Origin of the sequence: Mesorhizobium sp. M7A.F.Ca.CA.002.04.1.1 (genome assembly GCF_004022805.1) — a bacterium.
Classification (GTDB): Bacteria; Pseudomonadota; Alphaproteobacteria; order Rhizobiales; family Rhizobiaceae; genus Mesorhizobium; species Mesorhizobium ciceri.
Window position 1 is genome coordinate 1 of record NZ_RZPL01000915.1, and the last position, 1,913, is coordinate 1,913.

Consider the following 1,913-nt stretch of genomic DNA (forward strand, 5'->3'; position numbering starts at 1 on the left):
CATGTCTATGTCGCGCCCGAGGCCGCGCTATTCCTGTTCGGCACCGAGATGGATTTCGAGCAGACGACGCTGCGCACCGGCTTCACCTTCCACAACCCGAACCAGAGCTCGGCCTGCGGCTGCGGCGAATCCGTCGAACTGAAGCCGGCCGACCTGAAGGCACTGGCAGAGGCACGCGCTTCGGCCTGATTTTTTCCTTCGCCCCGTTTACGCGGAGAAAGTGTCACGAAGTGACGGATGAGGGGCAGCGCCAGCCTCTCCAGAGTTAGCTCCGCCCAGCCTGCCGGCGTACGTCGTTAGAAAATCCAAGCAATTGGCTTTTCGTTCGCTGCGCGGATCACTCCTCACCTCCCCGTAAACGGGGCGAAGAAACTCACTCCACCCACATGCCCGTCCGCTTGTGCCAATCGGCGATCGATTCCTCGGGATAGACGTCGAAGACCTTGTCGTGCTTGCCAACCACCGGCTCGACCCAGTTCGCCTTGTATTTCAGCATCAGGTGCACCTTGCTCTGTGGGATGGGCAGGTCGCTGTCGATCGCCGAGGCGAAGGGATGCACAAGCTCCGGCCAGGTTGGATCGTAGAGCCAAAGGGCTGAGCCGCATTTCTTGCAGAAATTGCGCTCGCCGGTTGAGATTTCGCAATGCGGATGCTCGTCGTCCTCGATCTCCGCCCGAAAGACGCCGAGGCTGCGCTTGCCCCTGATGTTCAGTGTCTCGTTGTCGGCACCGAGATTGATGGCAAACCCGCCGCCGCCCTGCTGCTTGCGGCAGATCGAGCAGTAGCACAGCATGAATGGCGCCGGCGTGTGGCTCTCCACCTCGAAACGCACGGCATTGCAGCGACAGGACCCTTTCAGCAGAAGCGGCATGGCGGGAAAACTCCGATACCTCTCTCAACCTGTCAGCATGATTTTGGTTGCGGCGATGACAAGGCCAGATGCCGGTGACATGATCGCGGCATGGACAATGAACGCATCGCCGAACTGTTCGAGGGTCTCGGCCCTGTCAGCATCCGCAAACTGTTCGGCGGCAAGGGCATCTATTTCGACGGCGTCATCGTCGCCATCGTGTTGCGTGGCGAATTGATGCTGAAAGCCGACGAGCAAAGCGCGCCCGAGTTCGAGGCCGCCGGCTGCACGCAATGGACCTATACCGGCTCGCGCCACGGCAAGCTGGTCGCCATGCCCTACTGGAGCGTTCCCGACAGCGCTTTCGATGATCCCGAGGAGATGGCGGCCTGGGCACGCCGGGCGTATGAGGCGGGGCGGCGGGCGGGGAAGTGAATGCCAACCTTCTTGGCACAGCGGAGGGACAGCACCCCCCTCTGTCCCGCCGACCTTGGAGGCCGTGCCCTACAATGCCCTGGCTATCCTCGCCGCCAACCTTGCATTGTTTTCCACCAGCGCGATGTTGGTCTTCAGGCTCCTGCCGCCGGTCAGTTCGAGGATCTTTCCCAGCAGGAATGGCGTCACTGCCTTGCCGGTGACATGTTGTGCCTCGGCGGCCTTCTGCGCGGCGTCGATATAGCCCGCCATCTCCGCAGCCGGGATTTCCTGGTTTTCCGGCACAGGATTGGCAATCAGCATGCCGCCAGCAAGCCCAAGTGCTGCCCTCGTCTGGTAGAAATGCGCGATCTCTTCCGGCTCGTGCAAGGTCAGCGGCGCGCGGAACGGCGATTGCCTGGACCAGAAGGCCGGCATCGTCTCGCAGCCATGGCCGATCACCGGCACGCCGCGCGTCTCCAGCACTTCCAGCGTCTTTTCGATGTCGAGGATCGCCTTGGCGCCGGCCGAGACGACAATCACCGGGGTGCGCGCCAGCTCGTCGAGATCGGCGGAAATGTCAAAGCTCTTTTCGGCGCCCTTGTGCACGCCGCCGATGCCGCCGGTGGCAAACACTTTTATGCCGACC

General features: G+C 62.2%; 3 protein-coding genes and 1 pseudogene. 2 read left to right on the forward strand and 2 right to left on the reverse strand.

Annotated features, from left to right (window positions below):
- A pseudogene (locus tag ENZ75_RS30385) lies at positions 1 to 189 on the forward strand (Fe-S cluster assembly scaffold SufA); the annotation flags it as partial.
- 184 nt (positions 190 to 373) lie between these two features.
- Here the strand turns inward: ENZ75_RS30385 and ENZ75_RS30390 are convergent.
- Positions 374 to 871: a GFA family protein gene (locus ENZ75_RS30390; protein WP_013532155.1), complete on the reverse strand. Its 498-nt coding sequence runs from the start codon at positions 869 to 871 to the stop codon at positions 374 to 376.
- Positions 872 to 961: 90 nt separating this feature from the next.
- Here ENZ75_RS30390 and ENZ75_RS30395 point away from each other — a divergent pair, with 90 nt between their 5' ends.
- Entirely contained in the window at positions 962 to 1,285 is a 324-nt protein-coding gene (locus ENZ75_RS30395) for a TfoX/Sxy family protein (protein ID WP_063167810.1), read from the forward strand.
- A gap of 69 nt (positions 1,286 to 1,354) precedes the next feature.
- Here the strand turns inward: ENZ75_RS30395 and ENZ75_RS30400 are convergent.
- Positions 1,355 to 1,913: pseudouridine-5'-phosphate glycosidase (locus tag ENZ75_RS30400; RefSeq protein WP_206521288.1), on the reverse strand; the 559-nt coding region annotated here is incomplete at its 5' end.